Genomic DNA, 26,272 nt, shown 5'->3' on the forward strand with positions numbered 1-26,272 from the left:
AAACGCACAATAACATCACTCAAACATCACTCAAGGGAAGAAATCCGATGACGAGCGCGACTATCCAAGCCGGCGCCGACAGCCCCGCCAAGACCGAAGGCATTGACATCAGAAAAGTCGTCGCGGCCTCGATGGCGGGCACGATCGCGGAGTGGTACGAGTTCTTCATTTACGGCGTCGCCGCCACACTCGTCTTTGGGCAGTTGTTCTTTCCGAAGGTCGACAGCCCGCTCTTTGGCATCATCGCGGCGTTCGCGACCTATGCCGTCGGCTTTGCCGCCCGCCCGCTCGGCGGAATCGTCTTCGGCCATTTCGGCGACAAGTTCGGCCGCAAAAAGCTGCTGCAGTTCAGCCTGCTGCTGGTCGGGCTTTCGACATTCCTGATGGGCTGCATCCCTTCATTCGCCTCCATCGGCTTCTGGGCTCCTGCCATCCTGGTCTTCCTGCGCTTCGTCCAGGGCTTTGCCGTTGGCGGCGAGTGGGGTGGCGCCGTTCTGCTCGTGAGCGAGCACAGTCCGGCGGACCAGCGCGGCTTCTGGGCCAGCTTTCCCCAGGCAGCGGCATGCGCCGGCAACGTGCTGGCGAGCATCGTGCTTTTCGGCCTTTCCTTCGCGCTCTCGAGCGAGAATTTCCTCGTCCGGGGCTGGCGAATTGCGTTCTGGCTTTCGGCTGTGATCATCTTCATCGGCTACTATATTCGGGCCACCGTCGAGGATGCTCCGATCTTCGTCGAGGCACAAAAGAAGCAGCAGAACAGCATCAAGCAATCCGCCAGCATCAAAGAGGTGCTGCTCAAATATCCGAAGCAGCTCCTGCTTGGAACCTTGATCCGGGTTGGCGAAAATACGGTATACTACACGATCGTCGTATTCACGATTACGTATCTAACCGTGCAAGTCAAAATGCCGTTCTGTACGGTCCTGCTGATTATGTTCGTCGCGAACATGTTCCAGTTCTTTGCGATGATCTACGGCGGTTATCTCTCCGACAAGATCGGGCGCAAGCACTGCATCCTTTTTGGATACCTGGGTCTCGTTCCCTGGGCGCTGGTTTATTTTTCAGTCCTGGACAGCGGCAACTTTTTCTACGTGACGCTGGCCATCTGCGTCGGGCTGTTCTTCCAGGCGCTCTGCTACGGTCCGGAAGCCGCCGTCTATTCGGAGATCTTCCCGACCCGCATGCGCTATTCGGGCGTGTCCTTCTGCTATCAGATCTCCTCCATCCTCGCGGGTTCGATCGCTCCCCTGGTCGCGACGATCCTGCTGCGCAACTACGCGGCAACGCTTCCGATCGTGATTTATCTCCTGGGTGTGATCGCCCTGTCGCTGGGTGCGCTGGGCCTGCTGCGCGAAACGCGCAACATCTCGTTGCACGATGTCGACGCGGAGCATGGGCGAATTCACGGACACTGAGCGCGAGCTTCCGGCCCGCCAGGAACACCGAAAGGCCGACTGGCGGGCCAGGGCAACCGGCGACATCACGTATTGAGAGAATATGTTTCCATGACCGACAGCAGCATCACAACGATTCGCACACTTGTCCTCGGCGCGGGCTTCGGCGGCCTCGGCATGGGCGCGCAGCTCAAGCGCAACGGCGACGATGATTTTCTCATCCTGGAGCGCGGGAACGACATCGGCGGAGTCTGGCGCGACAACGTCTATCCCGGCGCGGCCTGCGATACCGAAGCTCACCTCTACTGTTACAGATTCCTTCCGCATCGTCGCGTCAGCCGGATGTATGCCGGGCGCGACGAGCTGCTGGCCTATATGCGGACGATCGTCAAAACCTTCGTTCTCGACGCGCATATCCTCTTCGAGTCGGAGATCATATCGGCCAATTGGCATGAGCCGACCAAGCGTTGGCATTTCGAAACGAAACGTGGCGACCGTTACGTGGCGGAGTTCTTCGTGCCGGCCTGGGGCCAACTGAATCGGCCGATCGTGCCGGCTTTCAACGGCCTTGACAGGTTTCGCGGCGCGAAATTCCATTCCGCCGAGTGGGACTATGCCATCGATCTTGCGGGGAAGCGCGTTGCCAGTGTCGGCAATGCCGCGAGCGCGGTGCAATACGTTCCGGAGATCGCTCCGCTCGTCGGCGAGCTGACCGTGTTCCAGCGCAGCGCCAACTGGATCATGCCGCGCAACCAGATCGTATTCAGCGACGAGCAGCTCGACGCGTATGAACGCGATCCGGAGAGCTTCGAGGCAAGCCGCCGGCATCTGCACGCGTTCCGCGAGGCCGGCTTCCAGCGCACGCAGCACAGCACGAAGGAGCAGGCCGAAGGAATGGCGATCGCCCTGGCCCATCTCGAAGCGCAGATTCCTGATCCGCAGCTGCGCGCCAAGCTGACGCCCGACTACGAATTCGCATGCAAGCGCATTCTGCGCTCCGACGACTATTTTCCCGCGCTGACGCGGGCCAACGTGCATCTCGAAACACGTCGCATCAGGGAATTCGACGAGGATGGGATCGTCACCGACGATCGCGAGCGCCATGGTTTCGACATCGTCATTTTCGGAACGGGCTTCGAAAGCCAGGCCTTCCACGGCGATCTGCGCATCACGGGCAGAAACGGTGTCAAGCTCGACGACGCCTGGTCCGACGGCGCCCAAGCCTATCTGGGGATGGCCGTACCCGACTTCCCCAACATGTTCATGATCTACGGCCCGAACACGAACCTGAACCACAATTCCATCATCACGATGCTCGAGATTCAGCAGAACTACATTCTGCAGGCCATGAAGACGGCGTCGGCCGACCGGATCGCGCTCGACGTGGATGAGGGTGTCTTCGACCGCTTCAACGAAAAGCTGCAACGCGACATGACGCATTCCGCCTTCTCGTCCGGTTGCTCCAGCTGGTACAAGAACGCGGCCGGAAAGGTGATCAACAACTGGTCCGGTACGGCCGACGCCTATCGCCAGGCCGCGTGGTTCGACATCGCCGATTTCCAGGCGTCTGAACGAGGATCGCGGCGATGAAGAGTGCCGATCAGCCCATACCCCTCTCCGAGGTCGCCGACGACGCCGCTGATCTGATTCGGGCTTTCCGGGCGAACGGCGCGATATCCTTTCAGGACGTGACGCTGGCGCAGTCCCGCACCAACTACCTCGCGTCGTGCAAGACCAATGGCCTGCCTGCCGAAGAGGTGGGCAGCGTGGCCGCCCACGGGTATCCGGTGGATGGCGCGACCGCCTCGATCCGCCTTTATCGCCCGCGCGGCGTGGAGGCCGATGACGTCCTGCCATTGATCGTCTTCATTCACGGCGGCGGCTGGGTTCTCGGCAGCCTCGACACGCATGACACGCTCTGCCGCCATATCTGCAACGCAACCGGCTTTGCCCTGGCGGCGATCGACTATCGATTGGCGCCGGAGCACAAGTTCCCGGTTCCCCTGAATGATTGTCGCCAGGCGCTGCAATGGCTTGCCGGCAATGCTGAAGCGTTGCGGACCGATGTCACCCGGGTGGTGCTCGTCGGCGATAGTGCGGGGGGAAGCTTGGCGACAGTGCTCGCCAACGAAGCCAGCCAGCATCTGGATACGGCGCGCATTCTCGGGCAGGTCCTGCTGTATCCTGTGACCGACCTCAGCCGGGAGACGCCCTCCTATCAGCTCGTGAAGTCGGGTTTTCCGCTGACGGCCAGTTCGATGCGGTGGTTCGGCAATCACTATGTGCCTGCCGGGCTCGACCTTGCCGACCCACGGCTGTCACCATTGTTGACGGCCGAGAGAAAGCAGCCGCCGCTTTTTATCGTAACGGTCGGCCACGATCCGCTGAGCGATGAAGGGATCGCTTATGCGGGCGCAGCTGCGCGTGCAGGCACGCAGGTGGAACACCACCATCTGCCGCGCCATGCGCATGGATTGTTCACATCGGCGGGAAAAATCCAGACCGGCCGAGAGCTTCTGCAACTCGCGAGCAATTTCGTCGTCGGGACGCTCTCGTGAAGCGTTGAATCGATTGCGGTAGCCGGTCCGAAATTCTACCTGACTGCCTCGGTAAATCATTAGCGATGAGCACTCGTCCTAAAAGGTCTTATACCAGCGGCCGATGATGCTGACTCTGGGATTCCCGAATTGCTTGTTCGTGATTCTCTGTTTTTTCGGAGGAGGCAGGGACGATGTCGGGGATCGAGATCACACGTGACGACCTGACGGCGAGCGAGCTTCGGGCTGCGTCGGGGAAAACGAAGGACGTTTTGGCGTCGCGTCGAATGCTGGCGTTGGCGCTGGTTGTCGAAGGAATTGACCGAAAGGCTGCGGCACAGAGCTGCGGGATGGACCACCAAATGCTGCAGGATCGGGTGCATCGCTACAATGCCGATGAGGCGGGCCTTCGTGGCAGGACCGCTGCGCTGCCTCTGAATGGAACGACCGGTGCTTGCAGAAATCTCGACAAGGCGAAAGGCAAAGCATGACAGACAAAACTCTCTATGAGCCCTATGCGCTCGGCAAGATCACCCCACGGAGTTAAAGCAGCATGGCAACGTCCACCTATACCAATCGCCGGATTCTCCTCGCCTCCAGACCGGATGGCACCCCTACGACGCACAACTTCAGGCTCGAGGACGGACCCGCACCGGAGCCGTCCGAGGGCGAGGTCCTCCTGAAGATACTCTACTTGTCTCTCGACCCCTACATGCGCTGGCGCATGAATGCGGCCAAATCATATGCCAAGCCGGTCGAAGTCGGAGATACCATGGAGGGCGGCACCGTCGCCGAAGTCGTCCGGTCGCGACATCCCGACTTTTCCGAGGGCGATATCGTTCTCTCTCATTCCGGTTGGCAGAAATACGCCGTTTCCGGCGGCAACGGACTGCGGAAACTCGACCCGTCGCAAGCGCCGATCACCACGGCGCTCGGCGTTCTCGGTATGCCCGGTTTCACGGCCTATTCCGGCCTGCTGACAATCGGCCAGCCGAAGCCCGGAGAAACGGTCGTTGTCGCGGCGGCCAGCGGCGCCGTCGGTTCGGCGGTCGGGCAAATCGCAAGGATCAAGGGCGCACGCGCAGTCGGCATCGCAGGCGGAGCGGACAAATGCGCCTTCGTACGCAATGAGCTGGGGTTCGACGCAGTGATCGATCATCGCACGCCAGACTTTGCGGCGCAACTTGCCTCAGCCTGCCCCGAGGGTATCGACGTCTACTTCGAGAATGTGGGCGGAAGGGTCTGGGACGCGGTCTTCCCACTTTTCAATGAGTTCGCCCGCATCCCGGTCTGCGGTCTGATCGCGCAGTACAACCACGGAGCGGACGGCTTTCCGGGACCGGATCGTCTTCCACTCGTGATGCGCGATATCCTGAGCAAGAGCCTCCTCGTTCGCGGCTTCATCCAGCGTGAGTTCGTCGATCAGCGCCCGGCGTTCTACCGTGAAGGGTCCGAGTGGATCGCTTCGGGGAGCCTTCGCTACAGGGAGGACGTCGTGGACGGTATCGACAATGCGCCGGAAGCATTCATCGGCCTGCTCGATGGCCGAAACTTTGGCAAACTGATCGTCCGCGTAGCTACCGAGTGAAGCTCGACTCGGCGATGTCGCGATCAAGTTCGAATGGACGCAAAAGGCGATGACATGGCAGCCAGCTCGGAACACGGTTTCACCGCTCGCGCCCTCGTACTTGGCGCCACCGATCGCCGGGTACGGGCCGTCGTTTCTCAAGTGCCGACCATCAGTGGATTCGAGCAGGGACTTCGTCGCGTTTCTCCGGACGCGATTTCGGCGCTCGAAACAGCTTTCTCCGAAGACGACCGCGCACAGCTTCGTGGCGAAACCAAGATCATTGGCGATACTCGTAAAGCTGTGTCGCAGGACGTGTGGCGTCACATCTGAGAGTGGAGAGTGTTTGAACAGTTTTTGCCAATGGTTCGGGAAGCTGCCGAAGGCATTGTCTTCGCCTTGACCCGGGAAGACGTAGGTGCCGAGAGCACCGATCCGACGCTGTTCAAGATACTCGACAACGGGTAGGCCGATTGCGCGAATGGATTCCCCTTCCTTACTGTCCTCTAATCGCAAGCAGCTCGCCTGGGTGTCGGCCTCCGTCCATTTTAAGGTGATCATTTCGCTGCGCCGGCAGCCGGTCAACGCGATCTGGCGAACTATATCTACCGTCGTCGCGTACTTTTCCTCCTGGGCGGCCGCTCGCAGCATTTGCCCTAGTGTTCGGTACTCGGCCTCCGATAGCGACGCGAGCGGCCGGCGGCTCGATACTGGATGACATAGCTCCGCTTGCCTGAGGCAAACACGCGGAGTCCAAAGCCAGGCAATTCGTCGTCCCAAACAACGTAGTCCTTCGCTCGGACTTCAGCGGCGTCGGCTACACCCGCGTAAACGGGATCAACAAACGGCGTCGTCGCGACGGGCTTGCCGTTTTGATTGATGATCACAAAGCGTTCCGAGATTGACTTGCCTTTAATTTTTGCGGTGTCGGGATTGAGTTCGTACCGCAGCGGACCGACCGGAAATACGGTTTCGACACCGAACGGCAACTGCGTGGTCCCGCGCGCGTCGGGCCAACCCAGCTGGCAACCGTCAATGGCGATAATATATGCGTCGCCAAGGAGCTCGGCGGAGTGTTCGCTTACGCTGGCTTCATCAATATTATTGTCCAAGGCCTATTGATCACACGAGCTAGTCGATACGCGTCCGACGGGATCATTGTCGTGATCGCCTTTGCGTGCATGGGGGCGGGATTTTTGGGAATCGCCATCGTGGGAAGGATTAGCCTTCTCGCCCTCTCTCTGACGCTGATCATCCTCGGCACAATGTTTATTCGAACGACGCTTACGGCGGAATTGTCGCGAAGCGTTCCGATCAATCGTCAAGGTATGATCATGGGCCTCAATCAGTCGCTCATGTCGTGTGCCAACATCATAGCCCCCCTTCTGAGCGGCGCACTTATCGATCGCAGATTGTACGCTACATGGGCGTTTGCGATGGCCGCCATCGCTGCGTGCGGCGCTATCACAGCCGTCGGACTACTCGTGCCGCCCCGAGCGAAGATCGCAGCTCTGGGACGTGAAGTGAATCGGTTAGGTCCCTTCTTGAGAATTGTCGCGCGGTTCGCAGCCCGTGCTCGATGCTGGGTCTACCTGCTTCGCTCGTCGTGACTACCCCGCGCGACGACTTCAGTCCTCCTAACGATGTCGACACATGGCAAAGCGGGCATCGGAAAAGGAAGGCTTGCTGACACCACAATCTCGCGGCCGGCGGTGCCGTCCATCTGTTCAGGCAGCGCATTCAAAATGTTCAGGGAATGGCGTTGCTCGAAAATACACGCACCGGCCTTTGTGCATCCCCGCGCTTCCTCCATGTTCTTGTCGAAGATTTCCTGCGCCAGCACGCTTGAGCCGCCAGCCCCGAACTCCGAGCCAGCCGCGCCACTGGACCAAGGCGACTGAATACGCGGGAGATCGCGCCAATGTGCCCCGGATCGCAGCACCCGCGAACAGCCGTTCGCCCGGGGGCGCTCGCCTTGCCGGGCAGCAACGGCGCGATCTTCGCCCATTGTGTTTCGCTCAACTCGTATCGGTTGATCCCCAGAGCCAAAGCCCGTGCCAAATCACGGACCCCTATGAATCAGCGATCAAGCCGCTTGGGAATCTGGAGGGTTCTGTGAGGTCGCGCTCACGCGAGGGCGCGGCAGGCGCTTATGACGCGACCTCATTGAAGCCGGATTGAACGAAGGCGCGGGGAAGCTATGCGCGGTTTTGCAGCTATGGGGATTGTTCGAGATCGCAAGGCCCGATCTGCTGGCTCGTCGCGTGAGACAGAGACACGAGATGTGCGCATCGGGGAAGAGTTGAGATTAGACGCGCTTGGCCGGAGATCGCGATAGACTTTTTGCTGCAATGGACGGTTGTTGTCGCGCAGTGTGACAGCACGGATTCGACATCGTCCGCGATGATCGAGACGCTGGGAGCGGAATGACGAATGATGATCGTCGTGCACGGCATGACTTGGCTCACGATGTGTCGCATCGGAACGGTGATGTTCGAGGGCTGGAGCGGCTGAAGCTGTGTCGAAAACGCTCAATGATGCGCATGACGCCACCACAATCGGGACAGGCAGGAACCTCGGCCCAGGTTTGAGCTTCCGAATCCACAGGCGCTGGCTGGCCATCGTTTAGGGCTCTCCGCTCATGATCGAGAAGTTCGCGGCAAAGGGCCAGCTTGGCAGCGCGATGGCGGTTGGCCATGATGCCGAAGTGGCGGATGCGGTGGAAACCGTCGGGCAGCATATGAAGCAGGAAGCGGCGAATGAACTCGTCGGGTTTGAGCTTCATGATCTTTGTCGCGCTGTTTTGGCCATAGTCCTTCCATGAGAAGGCGACATGATCGTCGTCGAGTGCGACGAGCCGGCTGTTGGCGATCGCGACGCGATGGGTGTAGCGGCCGAGATAGGCCAGGACCTGTGCGGGGTCGCCGAAGGGCCGCTTGGCGTAAACAACCCAGTTGACGCGTTGCATGGCTTTGATGCGACCAGCGAAAGCGTCGAGTTCGGCAAGAGATGCAAGATCGCCGAAGAAGCGCAAGGCGCCGGCGTTGAAGGCCGCGATCAGGCGTTTGAGAAAAAGCCTGCGAAAGAGCCGGGACATCGGTTTGACGGCCAGGAAGAAGTTCGGTCGGCTGGCGATCCAGCGTGTTCCATCAGGTGACAGGCCGCCGCCCGGCACGACACAGTGAATGTGGGGATGATGCGTCAGCGCCTGTCCCCAGGTATGCAGGACCGCGACGCCGCCGATCTCTGCGCCGAGCCGTCGCGGATTGGCAGCAAGCGTCGTCATCGCCTCAGCGGCGGCCTTGAACAGGATGGCATAGACGACGGCCTTGTTCTGGAAAGCGATCGCGGCGATCGGGGCAGGAAGCGTAAAGACGACGTGGAAGTAGGGAACCGGCAGCAGGTCGGCTTCTCGCGCGGCAAGCCACGCGGCTCGGGCTTTCCCCTGGCTTTCCCCTGACACTTCGGACAATGCCGATTCCGGCAGGAATTATAAGCGATGCGTGTCATGCCGCAGTCGTCGCAAGCCTCCATGTGACCGCCGAGCGCCTCGGTGCGGCACGCAACGATCGCACTCATCACGCGCCGCTCGACCCGACCGAGATGACCGGCATGCAAACGGCGATAGGCGTCGCCATGCCGGCGCAAGATATCGGCAATCTCGATGGCGGCCCTGTGCGGGCGGACGTCGGGGCGAGCCATAACCCGCATCCCGACGCGCTGTCATCCCGGTGGCGTCACCTCCAGCGACAGGCGGTCGAGCGGGCTCTGCGTCGCCCGGATCGTATGGGTGGCGACCTGCGTGTAGCGCGCCGTTGACGACAGATTATTGTGCCCGAGCAGTCACGCGCCATAATACGCATCCTCTTATCTCATTGAAACTCAAAGGTTGGTTGAGCAGGATTTGGTGTTACCGGACCTACTGATCGCTTCCGGGCGGCAAGAACGGCCACGTCCTCCACCTTGATCGCCCAGGGGGCACCGGGACAAACTTGTCGGCCCTTGACGTCGCCGCGACGGAGCATGCGCAGAGCCGTCATTTTGCAAACGCCGATGGCCCCAGCAGCGGCGTTGAGTGTAATCTCGCCACGCTCGGTCCATTCGCCGTCACGATAGACCTCAATCTCATAGTGTTTGCGGAAGCCGCGCACGCGCTGCTCGGTCCAACCATTGCCGTGACCGGTGGTCTTGCCGGAGCGGTTGAGCAGCCGTGCGATCTGCCGATCCGGCATCAACCGGGCCAATTCGCGAACGAGCGATACTGTATCCTCGGGAACACGAGGATTGCGCCGGCCGGCCGCATTCAGTCGCTGATTGATCTGCAGTGCGGTGTGGCTTCCACCCTGCCAATGCAAGACTGCGTGAATGATCGCGCCGTCCCTGCGGACGACAATCTCATTGAGCGCTGTGCGCAAGATGCGCTTGCGCGTCGCCGCAGTGGCGGCCGGATGCGTCCAGGCGCGCTCAAGATCGGCGCCGAGTTGTAGCAGCTGTTGCCGCTCCTGATCGCCCAATGGCGGCGCCCGCCGCGCGATGATGGCGGCGATCTCGCCTTCCATCCTGTGAACGGCCTGCAACGCCTCATTCCAACGTCGTTCCAGTTCGCCAGCCACGAGGCGATTGGCGGGATCGACGGCGTCGTATTGTCGACGCGCATGGGCTGCCTCATAGCGCGTCTGTTGAAGGGAAAGCTCAAGCTGTCGTTGTGCGGCCGTCGTTTCGCTCGTCTGGGTCTCGATCGCTTTGACGGCAGCGTCGATGCCGAGCGGTTTCAAAACGCGCAGTACCTCCTTGCAGATTGCGGCGTCGATGCTCAAGCCGCTGATCGTGATGCATCGCTCCGTGCCGTGGTTCGTGCGGGCTCCGTAGCAATCATAGCGACCAATCTTGCCGCTGCAGTGCACGTGCAGCTTGCGTCCGCAATGGCCACAGCGCAGAAGCCCGGCCAGCAATAGCTCTCCTTGCCGGACCGCACCTCTGGCCGTCGCACTGCTCATGCCGGTCGCATTGTTGGCGATCACGCGCAGGTTCCTCTCGAACTCGTCCCAGGTGATGTACGCTTCATGATGATCCTTTATCAGAACATCCCATTCGGCCATCGGCCGATGCACGCCGCGCCGCACGCGCTTGCGGCCATTCTCGACGCTCACTCGGCTCGTCGTTCGCCCGAACGCATAGGCGCCGGCATAGATCGGATTGTTCAGAATGTTATGCACGATATTGTAGGCCGGCAATCTCCAGATGATGCCGCGCGCCTCGCCTTTGCGAGATTTCACCGGCAACTCGATGCTTTCGTCTCGCAGCCAGATATGGACCTGACGCGCGCTTTGGAACTCGGAAAATTTCGAGAAGACGAGCTGCAATGCACCCTGGACCCGCTGATCCGGGTTCTTTTCGATCCGATCGCGCCCGACTTTCACATAGCCTGCTGCCACGCCGAGGATCAGCGCGCCGCGGCGCGCCTTCTGCTTCAGCGCCTCCTGCGAGCGCTGGCGGAACAGCGACAACTCCAGCTCGCTCATCGTTCCCTTCATGCCGAGCAGCAGCCGATCGTTGGGATGGCGAGGATCGTAGATTCCGTCCTCGTCCACGATGATGGTGCCGACCAATCCACAGAACTCGATCAGCGTATGCCAGTCGCGACCGTTGCGCGCGAGCCGAGACGCCTCGATCGCGAGCACGGCGCCGACGCGCCCCTCGCAGATTGTCGCCAACAGGCGCTCGAAGCCAGGGCGGGCGATACCGCCGCCCGAGCGGCCGAGATCATCGTCAATGACCTCGATTGTGGTCCAGCCAAGCTGTTTGGCGCGATCGGCGAGCCCATATTGGCGACGCCGGCTCTCATGATTGTGTGTCAGCTGATCGGCTGTCGATTGACGGATGTAGACACAGGCGCTGCGTGCAAGATACTCAGTCGTGATCTTGGTCATGACTGCTCTCCCCCTTTGCAAGCGCCGTTGCGATCTCGCGCAACAGGGCCTCCACCAGTGGCGCCAGATTGGCCTTTTGCTCGGCCGCCAGGTCGATGCGTGGTGTATCCTCCTCGAAAAGGCTCGGCTGGAGATTTTCGGATCGGCGCGTCATTATTGGCTTCCTCCGTTTTTGATTCGGATAGGAGAAAGCCTAAAAGCGCATCGACCTCGGTGCGCAGGGACTGCAAAATATCAAGGGAAAAACGTGGCTTATCGCTGATCTCGAAATGCGACGCGGCCTCCTGCGTCATCCAGGCGGGCAGACAGGCAAGCGAACTTTCCGGCTGTCGAATAACCACGAACTGGACGCCGCTGCGCTCAAGCCGTCGCGTGATGACCACGGTCTCACTGTAGCGAGGATGGAACCGGTAAGTGATCCGGCCTTCAACCGGCTGTTCGCGGGCAGTATGTCGTGTGTCCGAGCAGAACCTGGATGATCCGGATGTCGGTTCCGTTCTCCAGAAGATGTGTCGCGAAGCTGTGGCGCAGCGTGACGCGCTTGGTCAGTCCCGCAGCCTTCACCGCCGACCGGCAAGCGGCGTGCAACACGGTCGGATCGATCGGATGATCTTCGTCGCGTCCCGGGAACAGATAAAGCCGCGGCCGGGCGAGCCGCCAGTAGGTGCGCAGGATGCCAAGCAGTTGGGGCGACAGCATCACGTTGCGATCCTTCGCGCCTTTGCCGTGGCGCACCTGGATGACACCGCGGGCGCTGTCGATGTCTTCGATCCGCAGTCCCGCGACCTCGGAGGCCCTGAGTCCGGCCGCATAGGCGGTGGTCAGCGCGGCGCGGCTCTTCAGGCTGGACACAGCCTCGAGGAACTGGACCACTTCGTCGGCGTTCAGCACCACCGGCAGCTTAAGGGGCTGTCGCGCATAGGGAATGCGCTCCGGAACAGCCGCTTCGCCGAGCGTGACGCCGTAGAAAAACCGTAGCGCACAGACGATCTGGTTCAGCGCCGGCCATTAGATGCCGGTCGAGACCAGATGCACCTGGAAGGCGCGGACGTCTTCCAGCTCCAACCGATCCGGAGATTTGCCGAAATAGCGGCTCAACTTCGAAACCGCGCTGATGTAGGATCGCTGCGTCGCCGGCGACAGATTACGGACTGTCATGTCCTCGATCATGCGGCGGCGAAGAGGGCTCAAATCGGCCATCTCAATACTCCTGTCTGAGGGGGTGGGCTCCAACACCCACATCCTCTCAGCCAAGAGGCGATCTACGCCACCTCGCCACGCACGCCGCGACAGCGGCTTCGTTCAATCCTGAATGTCGATCCGTCCTAGGGCGGTCCAGCACCTTGGATTGAAGTGTCTCGGTCGCACGGCGGCAAGACCTCCGACCGATCAGGCATTCCTGGTCAGTGGAGTCTCGCTGATTTTGCTCCGCTGGACCAAAAAATCCAAGAATACGCGGATCCGGATCGGCAGGAGCCCACCTAGCCCGAGATAAACAGCATGCAGTTCGTCGAGATCGCCTGGGTTGAACTCCTCAAGAATAGGGACGAGCCGTTTGGCGGCGATATCATCCCGGACCATGAAAGAGGCCAATCGAACCAGGCCGACGCCGCTGACGGCAAGCATCCGCAACGCGTCGCCGTCGCTGACCTGGACGTTGCCTGAGGACGATATGGATTTTTTCACGCCATCGTCGATCAAGGGCCAGCCCTTCACCATTCGGGTATAGCTGAAGCCAAGACGGTTATGCTGCGCCAGTTCGCCCGGCGTCTTCGGAACACCATATCGTGCGAAATAGTCCGGTGACCCGACGATCATCATCCGCGCGGCGCCGAGTTTGCGCGCGACGAGCTGGGAGCTTTTGAGCGGGCCGCTGCGCAAGGCCACATCGGTCCGCTGTTCCAGCAGATCGATCAGCTGGTCCGTCAGGGATATCTCCAAAGAGAGCTTTGGATAGGCGTCGAGGAAGGCGGGAACGATCGGCAACAGCAATTGCCGCCCGACCGGGACGTTGGCGCTCACCCTGATCTTTCCACTCGGAACTTCGGCTTCGGCGACGGATCGCTCGACCTCGTCCATGTCGGCCAGCAGTCCCACGCTGCGGTCGTAAAACAGCAGCCCTTCCGGTGTGAACTGAAGCTTCCGCGTCGAGCGATTGACCAGCCGGACGCCGAGCCTGGCCTCGAGACGCCCGACAAGCTTGCTGATCGCCGAGGGGGTCATGCGAAGCGCGCGCGCCGCAGCGGAAAATCCGCCGAGTTCGACGACCCGTACGAAGACTTCCATCTCGCCGGAGCGATTTACATCCAGCCTGGCCATTGTGACTTCATCTCACAAATGATGTTACGAGCTAAAGTCTACTACGGACTTCTTGGCATGTCTATTTCTGCGAGACCGACGTTTTAGTCGATCTCTTTCTAATGGAGCCAGCCATGAATTCTTCTTCCCGACGGAAGCTGTTTTCGCCCACCCGGCTTGGGGCGATCAGCCTGTCGCATCGCGTGGTCCATGGACCGACAACTCGCCTGCGCGCGAAGCCGGATGACAGCCCGAGCGACATGATGGTCGAATATTACCGTCAACGCGCTTCGAAGGGTGGCCTCATCATCATCGAGGCGTCAAACGTCTCAATGCGGGCTCGAGGCTATCTGGGAGCCCCCAGCCTTTACGACGACAGCCAGATCGACGGATTTCGCAGGATCGCGGACGCGGTCCACGCAAAAGGGGGCAAGATCGTCGCGCAGATTGTCCATTGCGGTCGTACGTCGCATGTCGATCTCACCGGCGGGCGTGCGCCTATCGGCCCTTCCGAGGTCCCGGTTAACACCGTGGCGTTCACCAAGGACGGATGGCAACCGGTCTCGCCGCACGAAGTCATGAGCGTTGAGGACATCACGCAAGTGGTGCGTGAGCATCGCGATGCGGCGCGTCGCGCTTTCGAAGCGGGCATGGATGGCGTTGAGATCCATAGCGCGAATGGCTACCTGCTCGACAGCTTTCTCCATGATGGCAGCAACAAGCGGACGGATGCCTATGGTGGGTCTGTCGATAACCGCGCCCGTATCTTGTTGGAGGTGATCGAAGCGGTATCGGCGCTTCGTGGCGCGGACCGCATTGGTGTGCGTCTGTCGCCGAGCGGCGAATGGAACGATATGGTCGACAGTGATCTGGAAGGGACTTTCAGCCGGGTGGCTGAATTGCTCAATCCGCTTGGCCTTGCCTATCTCCATCTGATCGAGCCGCGCATCAAGGGCGATGACGCAAAAGCCGGTTTTGAAAATGCGGAGCCCGTCGCCGCCGCGCAGCTGCGCAAGATATTCAAGGGGCCGATCATCGCGGCCGGCGGCTTTGTCGGCGAGGGTGCCGAGGCGATCCTTCAACGTGGCGATGCGGATGCGGTTGCGTTTGGTCGGTGGTTTTCATCCAATCCGGATTTACCTGAGCGCATTCGGCGGAACGCGCCGCTCAACCCCTACGTCCGTGACGCCTTCTGGGGCGGCGATGAGCGCCACTACACCGACTTCCCTGTGCTCGAGGAGGCCACGGCCTAACCGCAGGCTATTCGGTCATCGAAACGATATGGATGATACCGAAGGAAAAGATCCATGATTAAGGACGTATTGGTCGTCGACGCATCGGCGCACAGCTATAATCTTGCAGAAGACAACTACGCAGCGGGCCGCTATTCCAAGGCCGTCGTCGATGCCTTCCATGGCGCGCACTACGGTCTTTCCCCCGTGGGACACAGGCTTTCCTACGAGAACTTTGCGCGCGATTGGACGCTTCCGGAGACGGCAAAGATGCTGTTCGTCGAGAGCGATTACGATTTCGCCTGTCATCACGTCACGCCGATCAACGCCTTCAAAGACGGCGGATGCAGTGTAGCGAAAGCCAAGGAAGCCCGGGAACAATGGCCCAATCGCTTCCAGGTCTATGCCGGCGTGGATCCGATGTTTCCCGAGCAGGCGCTTGATTCGCTCGAGCAGCAAGTCGACGAATTGAAGCCGGTCGGCATCAAGCTCTATCCGAACAGCTACACGGCCGACGGTGTTGTCGGATGGCACATGGATGATCCGGAACTTGCCTTTCCGATCTTTCAGCGGGCCCTCGATCTGGGGCTCAAGGCCATCGCCATCCATAAGGCCATCCCCCTTGGGCCGGTGCCCATGGATCACTACCGCATGGACGACATCGACGCGGCCGCCGCGGCATTCCCCGATTTGCAGTTCGAGGTCGTGCATGGTGGTTTCGCGTTCATCGAGGAGACGGCGTTTCAACTCGCGCGCTTCCCAAACGTCTGGGTGAACCTCGAAACCACGTCGAACCTTGCTGTCGCTAAGCCGGGCGCGTTCCAGAGGGTCATCGCCGGCCTTATCACCCATGCTGGTGAAGGCGCGCTCGATCGTCTCATGTGGGCGTCGGGTGCCAGTGTTTTGCACCCCGAGCCGCCGCTCAAGTGGTTCTGGGAACATTTCCATTTCTCCGAGGAAATGCGCGAGCGCGAGGGGCTCCCGGAAATCACCGAAGAGGTCAAACGGAAAATCCTTGGGCTCAATTACCTGCGGATGCATGGTCTCGACCCGAAAACCGTCGCCAAGAACATCGAGGGTGATGAGTTCGCCATCGCGCGGGCCAAAGGGAAGGCGGCACCGTTTGAGACCTCTCTCTCGAAAGGCTTGGCAAAATGACAGCCCTTACGGAAGAGGATGTGCTTGCGCGTCTGCATGAGGTCGTCGACCCATGCAGCGCCGCTACCAAAGTCCCTTTGTCGATTGTCGAGATGGGGATGGTCGAGAAGGTGGAGTTCATATCGGGAGACGTGGAGATCGCCCTTTGCATGACCTCGCCATTGTGTCACGCGCTGCCCTATTTCGAGATGGAGATCGAGCGCGTGCTCGCCGACTTTCCCGGGATCAATAGCGTCAGATGCACCTTTGACCATGGCGCGAATTGGCAGCCCGACAACATGACGGCCGCTTCGCAGCGGAAGCTTGCCGACCAGCGTGAGTTCGTTCGGAGCCGGGCGGCACTGTAGTTCAGTGGGTTTGGCCGTGGCCCGAGCCCTGGGCCACGGCAAGCCGTCAACAGCAGCCGCTGGCGATCTTTGCCCAAATGCCTTTGCTCCACTATGGACTACGGGAAGCTTGGCTCAACGGGCCTTGAGGTGTCCCGCCTCTGTTTGGGATCCATGATCTATGGCCTACCCGAAAGAGGCTTCCATTCTTGGACGTTTGACGAAGAGACAAGCCGGCCTTTCATCCGTCTGGCGCTCTATCTCGAGATCAATTTCTTCGACACGGCGAATATTTATTCCGACGGCACGTTCGAGGAGATTGTGGGCAGGCACTCAAGGACTTCGTGCCGCGCCATGACGTAGTGATCGCAACCAAGCTTCATGGCCGTATGCATCCCGGCCCTAATGGCATGGGCTTATATCTTCACAGAGATCGACAACAGTTTGCCCTGTCTCGGCACCGATTACGTAGATCTCTGCCAAATCCATCGCTGGGACGAAAAGCCGGCAAGGTTAGCTAAATCGGGGCGTCAAATCTCCATACCTGGCAGTTCGCCAAAGCCCTCTATACCCCCGAGTTGCATGGCTGGACCAAGTTTGTCAGCATGCAAAACCACGTCAATCTGCTTTGTCGTGAAGAAGAGCGTGCTGCTCCTGTGCGCCGACCAAAAGATCGCAGTACTTCCTTGGAGTCCGTTGGCGCGCGGGCCCTCACCCGTATTTGGGACGAGACGAGCAAGCGTCAGGACACCGATTTTGTCGGCCCAGAAACTCTATGCCCAATCCGTGGATGCTGACCGCTGTGTTGTTGAGTAGGTTGGTGTTATCGCAGAGACAAGAGGCGTTTCGCGAGCCTAGGTCGCCTTGCCATGGGTCGCTCAGAAATCAGGAGTTACGGCGTCTGTCGTCGTCGCCTCATCATTTGACGGACGACGTGGCGGCACTCTCGGTCGCCCTAACCCCTGACGAGATAGCAGCACTCGAGACTTCTTACAGCCCCCATTGGGTCTCCAGCCCTTCTAACAGGCCATCCAATTCCCCGCCGATGATCTAACCAGCTGGAAACAGAGGGAGGACGTGTTCGGCGAGTTCGTCTATGATCGGCTCCGCCCGCCGACGGCTCAACTTCATGTTCAGCATGACATGCGAAACGCCCTCTGCCTGATGTCGGCGCAACAGATCAATCAGGGCGTACCTCCCCGCGCGCAGATAGCGGCCGGGCTGAAGTGGCGCATGTGGGCCTTCCAGCAATTCGAACATCACGCCGTACCCGTAGGGTTTAAACACAGCCTTCGGGCCGAGCGCGCGCCACTGAGGTACAATGGCGGAAAGTTGAGACACGTCGGGGCCGTGCCAAATCCAGGCGTCCATATTTGCCGCGAGCCAATCCCGGTTCTGGGCCGCGCGTCCAATTGCCACCAATGGCAGACGCCCGGCGGCCGCCTTGGGGACAAGATCGATCGAACCATCAAGAACGCCGTAATGTTTTGACCGATGCTGCGGAAAGCTCTCCTGTGTCACCACCTTGATGATGTCGACCGCATCGCGGAACCGGTCTGCACGATCTCGGAAATCCAATCTGAAGGCCGGATATTCCGAGGGCCGGTCGCCAGACGACAGCCCCAGCAGGAAGCGGCCACCGAGAAGGTGATCGACACTGGTCGCCTGTTTGGCAACGAGCAACGGATCCCGAAGCGGCAGCACGACCCCAGCAGTGCCGATACTGATGTGCTTCGTGATCGCCGCAAGGAACCCCGCGTAAGCAAAGGGATCGAGTATCTGCCCGACGTCCCCAAAGGAGGGGTCGAGAAAGGGAACATCGCGCAACCACAGAGCCGCAAAGCCCGCTTCATCGGCTTGACGGGCTCGATCGACATGATCGGCTAAGGTCGGCAGCGGGCTGTCTGGATAGGCCTCCAGAGGCATAACGAAGCCAAGTGTCAAGTGGCCGGGGCGGAAAACGCGGGTGAACGCCGCATGCGCGGCGAGATCTGGCGGCAAAGTCACATCAATCGTAATAGACATGCAAAGAGTCATGCTCCCCGTAGCTTGGTGGAAACGGCTCACGGCAAGAAAGGCCGCCACGACGCCAGGGTGACTTATTTGGCAGCGGCACCGTGGTGTCTCCCCGGACGATGCAAAGCTGTTCTAGCCGGTGAACGATGTTGTCGTGCCTTCAGCTTTTTGTCGTCGGCATCAATATTTGAAAGCCTCGGCATGCTGCTTGGCGAATTCGGCCCAGGTGGTGGGTTTGCGGCCGGTCAGGTCAAAAAAGTTGCCGTAGACGGCGTCCTGGCCGGGGATCGCCCTCGCTTCGTAGTCGATCCAGTTCTGATAGGCGCATTTCATATAAGCGGGGTCTGCGCCAGCGGCCAGCATCTGTTCCAGAAACTCTTGGGGTGGGCGTGATTCAGCGATGAATTGTTGACCGAGGACCTGGGTTAGAATCTCGGCGATTTCCGAGTGGCTCCTGGCCTCATAGCCGAGATGATAGGTCTTTCCGGCATGGATATCCGGACGCTTTAGCGCCACAGCAGCGACGGCAGCGACGTTGTCGCAGTCGACCCAGCTGATGCGCGCGTCGCCGATATAGTGGCGAATGATGCCCTTACTGTCCGCCTTGGCTCCGCCGTAGCCCAGTAGGTTCTGCATGAAAATCTCGGGCCGCAGGTGGGTGAAAGAAATCCCCGACCATTCGATGTAGCGTTCGACAAACTGGTGCCATCCCCAGTGACCAACCTTGGTGTCATCGTCGCCCGGCGCACCGAGATGAACGACATGTTTCACACCGGCCCGCTTCGCGGCGTTGACGATGGCCTTGCTCTGCTTGAGCATATCGACGGTATATCCCGTCACCATAAAAATGCTGTCGATACCCTCGAGAGCGGGCGCCAAGGTCTCCTCACGGTCATAGTCAAGCATCACCACCGGCACGCTTAGGCTCGTTGCCTTTCCTTGGTCCCGAGCGGCAGCGACCACCCGCAGCTCGCTTTCGGCAGCGAGAAGGCGCACCAGCGCGCCGCCGATCTGACCGGTTGCGCCGGTCACAAGAATTTTCCGTTTGCTGTCTGACATAACGTTGGCTCCGATGGGGATGAATTCCAGGACTTCTGGTCTGCGGCGTGGCGGAACTTGATGGCGTGTGACATATGGCGGGAAACATCCATCAACGTCGCCGCATCGCGAATCCAAGCACACAGATAAGAGGCGTCGTATCGTCGAATTAGCCGCGGGCTCGGATTAAGACATGTTCCCTCAAAGAAAAAATGAGCTCCCGGTGCAATGTCGGCGGCCATCCGAGGTCCCGATCAACGGCATCGAGATCCCTGAAATTGAGATTAGCCGCGGCCGATTCTAACGAAGCAGGAGCTCCGTACGGACCCATAGGGGCGCAATTTCGAGAACTCGAACCTTCGTGCCCTGCAGCATGAAGCGCTGCGAGAGGATATACGAATGCAACGCCGCCTTTGTCGATGAATAGACCGCGGTAGCCGCCCAGCGGCACGAAGCCGAGTACGGAACTGGTATAGGCGACGACGGCGTTCTCCTTGGCCTTGAGATGCTCGATGAGCGCGGACGTCATCCGGATCGGTCCCATCAGTTTTGTCGTGATGGTGGAAACCATGACCGCGTCATCGACCTTGCCGGCGGCCGCGTCCGGTTGCATGACGCCAGCGTTGTTGATGAGAACATTGGGACCCGGGTGATCGGCGATCAACTTGGCCGCCACCCGATCGATGCTCGCGGGATCGGTAATGTCGAGCTCCACGGTTCACCATTCCGGGATTCGCCGTGATCACGGATTCGAATTGGCCGCGCCGGCGTCCCGCGATGATGATCTTATTGCCGAGCTTGTGAAGGGCCTCGGCGAGCCTGCGGCCGGTACCAGATCCGTCGCCGGCGATGGAGATCGTGTTGCCTAAGAGTTCATGGGTGTGACCTTTGTTTGGGTATGAGCGATGGAGCGATCAGGAGGGAAAGCGGTCGCCGAACATCGGCAGCCCACTGACGGAATCGGCTTTCGTCACTTCGTCCTGTAGGACGTCCCAGTGCTCCGCGAGCTTGCCGTCTTCGATGCGCACGATGTCGGCGGCGATCCAGGCGGCCGGACGGCCGTTACCGGAGAAACGGCCGTGAGTGATGACGTAGTCACCTTCAGCCACGGCCAACTGATTCTCGTAGCGCAGCGTCTCCGGCACCGTGCGGATCAGGGCGAACAGTCCCTCGCGGCCAGGCGCGATGTGCGCGCTGTGCTGGATGTAGCGATCTGACCAGAAGCGCTCGGCGGCGGCGTAGTCGCGCTTATTGAATAATGTGTCGAATGCTTTGAGGACGAGAGCTTTGTTCTGTTCTGGTGTGGTCTTGGTCATTTCGGACTCCTTCGGGTTTGGGTGAATCAAGTGACCGCGCTACGAATCGTCGGGAAAAGGAACGGCATTCCGCACTCCACATCGACGAGACGCTTCAGGACAACAGTTACGTTTGGTGACCTTGTCCGCACGCGGAATGGCGCATGGCAGACGATCACATGGCTATTGGTTGATAACTCGAAGGTGCGAGTAGTCGAGGGAGAACGAGGTCGGCCCCGCCAACTTCGGACCCTCGGGTGTCCGCCTCACCACACGGCGAAACGTAGGAATCGTAAGTCCGTCAAAGTTCTTGGGATCATAGCAGTAGTGCGCCGCCACGCCGCCGAGTACGTCAGTTACGTAATCGAGACGCCTAAGCATTCCGTCCTCTCCGAAGTACAGCAGCTGGACGGAGCAATGGGCAGGAATATCGTCTGGATAGGTGACTTCCAACACCCTCCAAGTCTCTCCGCTCTCCGAATGCGGCTGCAGCTCCCTGGTCTTGAATCCTGGACGAGTGAATAAGAACGGCGCGGTGAGATAATTCCACATTGCGTAACCCAGAAAATAGGTCAGATGGAGATGATCCCACGGCGTGGATCTTTCATGCCCTTTGAATGCTGCGCGGGGACTGCCCCGCTCCTCAACGAGAGAGCCATCCGGCCGTTCGATCCACACGCGCTCGGGAGTGAACACCCAGCGCCGGTCGTCTCCCCCGATATGCTCGAGTACGGTACGGGGCTCACGAGCGTCGATGAACGCGGTGGGCCGCCAATGTCCGGGAAATCCCTTGAGCTCAAGCAAGGCTCCTGTGAAATTAAAGGTAACCTCGATGGCGCGAACGGCGTTCCAGCGTTCTATTCCGCCGTGCGCCTTCACGACTAGGTCGAGCAGTCCCGACATTTATAAGCTCTCCATCTTTTCGTGCGGCATTCAAAGAGTCCCATTGAGAACTGACGATGCGCGCCCAAACGGCTCAGCCCGCTGGCACCCGGAAGCGCCAGCGATCCGATTTTCGATTCTAGATTAAATGATCCCAAGTCCTGCAGAACGCCGTATCTGCCACCTTTTAGGACTCAGAACCCGAACATGGCGTGAACGTGCTCCATTCGAAGGCGGCACTCGCAGCGCCTGAACGACGAGGACACTGTCTGATGATGACTCTGCACAGAGCCGCAATGTGTTTGAGGCGGAGCAAGATGACCAACAGTGCAAAACCCACCTTGCGCCTGAGCCTTCAGCAAGAAGATCGCGAACTCTGGATTGTCGCTCGTCCAAATTCGGGAAGCCGGCCATCCGGCTTCTTCCGCTATCTTCCGGAACACATCCGGCCGGTACTTGGAGGAATTCTCGGTGTGAATCATCTCGCCCGTGCCGAATTCGAGAACCCACTCCCTATCTCGACGACCTGTTCTCGATGGCTGACCAAGTGCATCTCGACGCGACATTCGTCCGGATTCCAGACGGCGCGATGTTCGAAGTGCTCGATGTCAATCGGCGTTCAACTTTGGCTCTGACGCAACTTTGGTGCAGCCTTAGTCATTTGGCGCCGATTACCGGGACCGGCGGGACGGTTAAGATGCGGGCAATTCGAAGCATAGGAGGCCGCCATGTTCGACAACTACAAAAATCTCTTTTTCGAGTTGTTTTAAGCCTGGGCTGATTGGCGCTGTCTCTGCCAACGTGGGCCTCGACGCCCGGGAGGCAGCTCACCGGGCCAATCGAGCCGGTGCCGTTCATTCATCTCCGACGGTGACCGAAGCACGAACGCCACCCGATTTCGCGACATATTCTCTGAACTTCAAGAGATTAGGATGCGTTATGATCCCGTTCGAGATGTTGACGACGAAATCGTAGGTGGGATCGCAGGCACCCCGTTGCGTTAGGAAAACAGGATTCCAAGATCCATCGTAGCCCGACCCAGCGATCGCGTTAGTAGCAACGGCCAGGAAAACAGCGGCTGCGAAAATGCGTTTGCTGATCTTTTTCATTTCTAACTTGCCTCCGCGCCAGCGACTAACCTGACCAGTGTGGTTGTCGTCGCAAGATCGAGATGCTGCGCAAGACTACATATGGTGAGCCCTAGGCTCTCTTGCGCCTGCTAGGAATAAGCCCGGCCCGATGTCTACCGCAGGTATCTCGCCCGATCGTGCGCGCCGAACATTGGGATGTGCTGCAGGACGAAGTGACCAGGGCCGAGTCGCAAAGCGGATTGCCGATGTTCGGCAAGAAATTCCCGGAATGATGGCGCGTTGCCTTGAAGGGTGGCTGGCTCCTGGGCAATCGCCAGATCGGCATCAAGGAGCGCGGGCAGCGAGCCCGACGGGACGACGTCACGGACAAGTCGCGCGCCCCTCCGCACGTGCCGGCGCATCGTCTGCGGCGGCAGTCCGAATACACGCACGAATGCCCGCCGCATTCTTTCGCGATCCGCAAAGCATGCTTATCACGGGCGAGCATCCTCCGTGCAGGTCGGAGAAGGAGTCGTGCGAAGGCCCCTCGGCCAGCGACCGCCAGCGGAGCCGGGTACGCCCCCGAATTTCGGACCGTGCGAACGGCTGGATTTCGAACTCGAAATAGGATTTTACGTCGCAGGTGGTAACAGGTTAGGTAAACCCATCCGAATTGCGGACGCGTCACAAGAGATTATCGGATACTCGTTGCTCAACGACTGGTCCGCGCGCGACGTGCAGCGATGGGAGATGTTTCCGCTCGGACCGTTTCTCAGCAAGAGTTTCGCAACATCCGTTTCGCCCTGGATCGTCACCGCCGACGCCGTCGCGCCGTTCCGGACGCCAGCAATGCCGCGACCGGATGGAGATCCTCGGCCTCTCGATTACCTGTTCGACGAGGTCGACCAGGCTCAAGGTGGACTTGACGTTCATCTGGAGGTTCTTCTTTCCACCGAGCGGATGAGAGATGCGAAAGAGGCAGCCGTCAGAATTCTAACGTCGAACGCGCGGCACCTCTACTGGACGCCCGCGCAGATGGTCGCCCATCACACCGTGAACGGCTGCAATCTTCAGCCTGGTGACCTCATTGGCACGGGAACGATTTCAGGGCCCGAACCGGCGGAACTGAGCAGCATGCTCGAATTTACGGCGGCCGGCACGAAGCCCGTGACATTACCGAATGGCGAAAAGCGAGGTTTCCTGCTGGACGGAGATGAGATTGTCTTCAAGGGCCGTTGCAGTCGTGACGGATACACGTCCATCGGTTTTGGATCATGCGTCGGAAGAATTGAACCTGCCGAATTTGTGCCTGCTGGAAAGGCAGCTGCGTAACTCACCTGCTGAGGGGAAAAACCATGGAATGCTCTTTGTCGACCGTATACGCACTCTCGTTGATGGAAGGAGTCGACCCGGAGGACCTGCGCTACGGACAGCTTCTCACCCTAGCAGTGGGGTTGTCGCTAGTTCTGGCGGGTCATATGCTCCTGTCGATCTTGTCCTAAGCGGAAGTCGGATGGCGCGTTGCCGGTCCATTTCTTGAACGCTTTTCGAAAGCTCGTCGCATCCGCAAAACCGACCCGCTCGGCGACCTGATCTATACCCATATGCGTGTTTTCCAAAAGCTCGGTCGCCACCGACTGCCGCATCCTGTCGACGATCGTTTGATAGGACAGCCCTTCCTCGGCCAGACGGCGGTGAAGGGTTCGCAGGGACAATCCTAACTTCTCTGCGATTTCGCCGGCTGCGGGAAACCGCCCGGGACTATTCAGACAAGCCGAGCGAATTTTCCGGACCAGATCCGAATCGCCGGGCTGTTCGGTCAGAACTACATCGCAGACCTGCTGGCAGATCTTCGCCGTGATTGGGTTAGCGTTCGGGCAAGGTCGTCCCAGAACATCGGCATTGAAATGCCATTCCATGGTTTCGGCATCGAAGTCGACCGGGCAGTTGAACATTCGCTCGTAGTTGCGCCAATGAACGGGCGGCGGAAAGGGAAAGATCATGCGCGTCGACGGAAATGGCGTCTCGAGCACCCGGCTGAACAGCGAGGTCATGGAGCTTCGCCAGAACTCGGCGGCAAACGGCAGCAGATCGCCCAAGGTATCAAGACCGTGGCTGCGCAGGATCGCCGTTCGGCCGTCGACCCTGAAACTGATCTGTTTGACCGCAGGCCCCGCCATGGTGACATGCTGAAGCGAAAACATCAGCGCGTCGCCGAAGGTCGGGCTGCTTACCATGGCATAGCCGTATATCCCATAGTCGCTGATCCTCTGCCGCGCCCCGGCCAGCAATCCGATGTCGGATCGTTTCGCCAGCCGCTTGGCGTTCCGGTAGATGGCCAGACGTTGCCGATGCGAGATGCGCGCGTGAGCGTCCTCGAGCTGCGCCACATTGACGCCGGTTCTCGCAAACAGGTCCTTGACCGAAATGCCTTCCGACGCGAGTTCGGCCGCAAGTGCTCCCAACCCCAACAGATTCTGGGTTGGCGCGTCCGGGTCGCCGGATACCGGCGTGATGAATCTGATCTCCCTCATTTTCTTCTTCACAGCGTAGGCCTTGCGGTGTGGCACGAATGGACGCCCCCGTCGCTGTCGTTTGTCCCACAATTTGGCAGTTTTGAACATCATAATTGGCGCAGTTTGACGTTGTCAGCTTCGCCGCGGTCGTCGAAATTGCAGCGCGAGGAAGCGGCTCAACTGCTCGAAGCGTCCGACTGGATCAGACAGGTCGACTTGCTGTCAAATTCAACGAGGGATGAAACGAATGACAACGGTAAACTACGAAATCGACGGCAAGGTCGGCGTGGTGACGCTCGCAAAGCCGCCCCATAACCTCATCGACGACGCGTTGATCGAAGATTTGATCGCAGCCTATCGGGCGGTTGTGGCAGATGGTTGCCGTGCGATCCTGTTGCGTAGCTCGATGCGTCACTTTTGCGCCGGCGCCGAGATCCAGTCCTTCGGCACCACCACCTTAATCCATACGGACCGATCGAAGTTCAAAGCGGCGCTCCAGAGCCTCGAAGACGTTCCCGTGCCGACGGTGGCCGCCTTGAACGGCGGCGTGTTAGGCGGTGGACTGGAACTAGCCCTTACGTGTGACATGATCATCGCGGCGGACACGGCATTCCTTGGGCAGGTGGAGGTCACCGTTGGCCTCCTGCCATTGCTCGGGGGCACGCAGCGACTGGCGCAGCGCGCCGGCGCGGCGCGGGCCAAGGAAATCGCGATGCTTGGCCGTCGTCACACCCCCCAGGCCTTCGAGCGTTGGGGCATTATCAACCTGGTCGTATCCGAAGCCGAACTGGGATCGGCTTCGATGACCTGGGCGCGGCAGCTTGCGGCAGGGCCGACGGAGGTTATCAAAGGCATCAAATTGCAGGCGAATCTCGCAGCACGTTGGGGAATCGAAGCCGCCGACGAACGGCAGGTCGAAATCAACGACATGATTTGGAAGGCCAAAGATCGGCAACGCGGCTTCGACGCTTTCTTCTCGACGGGCCCGGCAACAGCAGTCTTCGAAGGAGATTGAT

At 59.8% G+C, this 26,272-nt stretch carries 23 protein-coding genes and 6 pseudogenes; 12 read left to right on the top strand and 17 right to left on the bottom strand.

Translation table 11 applies throughout. The annotated features are described in order from the left end of the window. Positions 1–47 precede the first annotated feature (47 nt). From V1289_RS09485 to V1289_RS09510, 6 genes are all read left to right on the top strand, one after another. Positions 48–1,412, top strand: coding sequence for an MFS transporter (locus V1289_RS09485; protein WP_334396701.1), 1,365 nt, complete (start codon positions 48–50; stop codon positions 1,410–1,412). Positions 1,413–1,502: 90 nt separating this feature from the next. Continuing rightward, complete coding sequence (locus V1289_RS09490; protein WP_334396702.1) at positions 1,503–2,981, top strand: flavin-containing monooxygenase; 1,479 nt, start codon at positions 1,503–1,505, stop codon at positions 2,979–2,981. Beyond that, positions 2,978–3,949: an alpha/beta hydrolase gene (locus V1289_RS09495; RefSeq protein ID WP_334396703.1), complete on the top strand. Its 972-nt coding sequence runs from the start codon at positions 2,978–2,980 to the stop codon at positions 3,947–3,949. Before V1289_RS09490 ends, V1289_RS09495 begins: the two co-directional genes overlap by 4 nt. Before the next feature lie 266 nt (positions 3,950–4,215). Continuing rightward, the gene (locus V1289_RS09500; RefSeq protein ID WP_334396704.1) at positions 4,216–4,419 is read left to right on the top strand and encodes a hypothetical protein; all 204 of its coding nucleotides are present in this window, start codon (positions 4,216–4,218) and stop codon (positions 4,417–4,419) included. A 62-nt stretch (positions 4,420–4,481) separates the two neighbouring features. Next, positions 4,482–5,516 (top strand): NADP-dependent oxidoreductase, encoded by a 1,035-nt coding sequence (locus tag V1289_RS09505; protein ID WP_334396705.1) that lies wholly within the window; start codon positions 4,482–4,484, stop codon positions 5,514–5,516. Between the two features lie 33 nt (positions 5,517–5,549). Beyond that, positions 5,550–5,828, top strand: a complete 279-nt coding sequence (locus V1289_RS09510) for a hypothetical protein (RefSeq protein WP_334407998.1) — start codon at positions 5,550–5,552, stop codon at positions 5,826–5,828. Here the strand turns inward: V1289_RS09510 and V1289_RS09515 are convergent. The 9 genes and pseudogenes from V1289_RS09515 to V1289_RS09550 form a co-directional block, all read right to left on the bottom strand. Continuing rightward, positions 5,730–6,179: pseudogene (locus V1289_RS09515) on the bottom strand (tyrosine-type recombinase/integrase); the annotation flags it as partial. The gene V1289_RS09510 and the pseudogene V1289_RS09515 sit on opposite strands and share 99 nt — an antisense overlap. Next, entirely contained in the window at positions 6,152–6,607 is a 456-nt protein-coding gene (locus V1289_RS49630) for an Arm DNA-binding domain-containing protein (RefSeq protein WP_442895980.1), read from the bottom strand. The gene V1289_RS49630 and the pseudogene V1289_RS09515, both read right to left, overlap by 28 nt. A gap of 476 nt (positions 6,608–7,083) precedes the next feature. Further along, a complete protein-coding gene (locus V1289_RS09520; protein WP_334396706.1) occupies positions 7,084–7,338 on the bottom strand; it encodes a hypothetical protein in 255 nt (84 codons plus the stop codon). A gap of 621 nt (positions 7,339–7,959) precedes the next feature. Further along, a pseudogene (locus tag V1289_RS09525) lies at positions 7,960–9,197 on the bottom strand (IS91 family transposase). A gap of 21 nt (positions 9,198–9,218) precedes the next feature. Next, positions 9,219–9,338 (bottom strand): annotated as a pseudogene (locus V1289_RS09530) (tyrosine-type recombinase/integrase); the annotation flags it as partial. A 29-nt stretch (positions 9,339–9,367) separates the two neighbouring features. Then, positions 9,368–11,425, bottom strand: coding sequence for a recombinase family protein (locus tag V1289_RS09535; protein WP_334396707.1), 2,058 nt, complete (start codon positions 11,423–11,425; stop codon positions 9,368–9,370). Continuing rightward, on the bottom strand, positions 11,406–11,579 hold the full coding sequence (locus tag V1289_RS09540; RefSeq protein ID WP_334396708.1) for a hypothetical protein: 174 nt from the start codon (positions 11,577–11,579) through the stop codon (positions 11,406–11,408). Before V1289_RS09540 ends, V1289_RS09535 begins: the two co-directional genes overlap by 20 nt. 302 nt (positions 11,580–11,881) lie before the next feature. Next, positions 11,882–12,625, bottom strand: a pseudogene (locus tag V1289_RS09545) (site-specific integrase); the annotation flags it as partial. Positions 12,626–12,814: 189 nt separating this feature from the next. Further along, entirely contained in the window at positions 12,815–13,744 is a 930-nt protein-coding gene (locus V1289_RS09550; RefSeq protein ID WP_334396709.1) for a LysR family transcriptional regulator, read from the bottom strand. 113 nt (positions 13,745–13,857) lie between these two features. On the opposite strand from V1289_RS09550, the gene V1289_RS09555 reads away from it, so the two are divergent. The 4 genes and pseudogenes from V1289_RS09555 to V1289_RS09570 all read left to right on the top strand — a co-directional run bounded on the left by V1289_RS09555 (position 13,858) and on the right by V1289_RS09570 (position 17,493). Beyond that, positions 13,858–14,976 carry an alkene reductase gene (locus V1289_RS09555; RefSeq protein ID WP_334396710.1) on the top strand — a complete coding sequence of 373 codons (1,119 nt, stop codon included), beginning with the start codon at positions 13,858–13,860 and terminating at the stop codon, positions 14,974–14,976. Positions 14,977–15,045: 69 nt separating this feature from the next. Next, positions 15,046–16,113, top strand: coding sequence for an amidohydrolase family protein (locus V1289_RS09560; RefSeq protein ID WP_334396711.1), 1,068 nt, complete (start codon positions 15,046–15,048; stop codon positions 16,111–16,113). Continuing rightward, positions 16,110–16,460 (top strand): metal-sulfur cluster assembly factor, encoded by a 351-nt coding sequence (locus V1289_RS09565; RefSeq protein WP_334396712.1) that lies wholly within the window; start codon positions 16,110–16,112, stop codon positions 16,458–16,460. The genes V1289_RS09560 and V1289_RS09565 overlap by 4 nt, the downstream gene beginning before the upstream one ends. A gap of 93 nt (positions 16,461–16,553) precedes the next feature. Then, a pseudogene (locus V1289_RS09570) lies at positions 16,554–17,493 on the top strand (aldo/keto reductase). On the opposite strand, the gene V1289_RS09575 reads toward V1289_RS09570, so the two are convergent. The 7 genes and pseudogenes from V1289_RS09575 to V1289_RS09600 form a co-directional block, all read right to left on the bottom strand. Further along, entirely contained in the window at positions 17,490–18,464 is a 975-nt protein-coding gene (locus tag V1289_RS09575) for a TIGR03571 family LLM class oxidoreductase (protein WP_334396713.1), read from the bottom strand. The pseudogene V1289_RS09570 and the gene V1289_RS09575 overlap by 4 nt on opposite strands. Before the next feature lie 171 nt (positions 18,465–18,635). Next, positions 18,636–19,514 (bottom strand): SDR family oxidoreductase, encoded by an 879-nt coding sequence (locus V1289_RS09580; protein WP_334396714.1) that lies wholly within the window; start codon positions 19,512–19,514, stop codon positions 18,636–18,638. A 148-nt stretch (positions 19,515–19,662) separates the two neighbouring features. Next, positions 19,663–20,157: an SDR family NAD(P)-dependent oxidoreductase gene (locus V1289_RS09585; RefSeq protein ID WP_334396715.1), complete on the bottom strand. Its 495-nt coding sequence runs from the start codon at positions 20,155–20,157 to the stop codon at positions 19,663–19,665. A 250-nt stretch (positions 20,158–20,407) separates the two neighbouring features. Continuing rightward, positions 20,408–20,809: a nuclear transport factor 2 family protein gene (locus V1289_RS09590; RefSeq protein ID WP_334396716.1), complete on the bottom strand. Its 402-nt coding sequence runs from the start codon at positions 20,807–20,809 to the stop codon at positions 20,408–20,410. A 162-nt stretch (positions 20,810–20,971) separates the two neighbouring features. Continuing rightward, positions 20,972–21,691 carry a hypothetical protein gene (locus V1289_RS09595; protein WP_334396717.1) on the bottom strand — a complete coding sequence of 240 codons (720 nt, stop codon included), beginning with the start codon at positions 21,689–21,691 and terminating at the stop codon, positions 20,972–20,974. Positions 21,692–21,864: 173 nt separating this feature from the next. After that, positions 21,865–22,283 (bottom strand): annotated as a pseudogene (locus V1289_RS49635) (L-histidine N(alpha)-methyltransferase). A gap of 241 nt (positions 22,284–22,524) precedes the next feature. Next, positions 22,525–22,779 carry a hypothetical protein gene (locus V1289_RS09600; RefSeq protein WP_334396718.1) on the bottom strand — a complete coding sequence of 85 codons (255 nt, stop codon included), beginning with the start codon at positions 22,777–22,779 and terminating at the stop codon, positions 22,525–22,527. 495 nt (positions 22,780–23,274) lie between these two features. On the opposite strand from V1289_RS09600, the gene V1289_RS09605 reads away from it, so the two are divergent. Next, positions 23,275–24,072 carry a fumarylacetoacetate hydrolase family protein gene (locus tag V1289_RS09605; protein WP_334407371.1) on the top strand — a complete coding sequence of 266 codons (798 nt, stop codon included), beginning with the start codon at positions 23,275–23,277 and terminating at the stop codon, positions 24,070–24,072. Between the two features lie 128 nt (positions 24,073–24,200). On the opposite strand, the gene V1289_RS09610 is transcribed toward V1289_RS09605, so the two are convergent. After that, a complete protein-coding gene (locus tag V1289_RS09610; protein ID WP_334396719.1) occupies positions 24,201–25,274 on the bottom strand; it encodes an AraC family transcriptional regulator in 1,074 nt (357 codons plus the stop codon). A gap of 220 nt (positions 25,275–25,494) precedes the next feature. Between V1289_RS09610 and V1289_RS09615 the strand changes: the two genes are divergently transcribed. Then, entirely contained in the window at positions 25,495–26,271 is a 777-nt protein-coding gene (locus tag V1289_RS09615; RefSeq protein ID WP_334396720.1) for an enoyl-CoA hydratase/isomerase family protein, read from the top strand. Position 26,272: the final 1 nt, after the last annotated feature.

The sequence above is a fragment of the Bradyrhizobium sp. AZCC 2289 genome (assembly GCF_036924615.1).
Classification (GTDB): Bacteria; Pseudomonadota; Alphaproteobacteria; order Rhizobiales; family Xanthobacteraceae; genus Bradyrhizobium.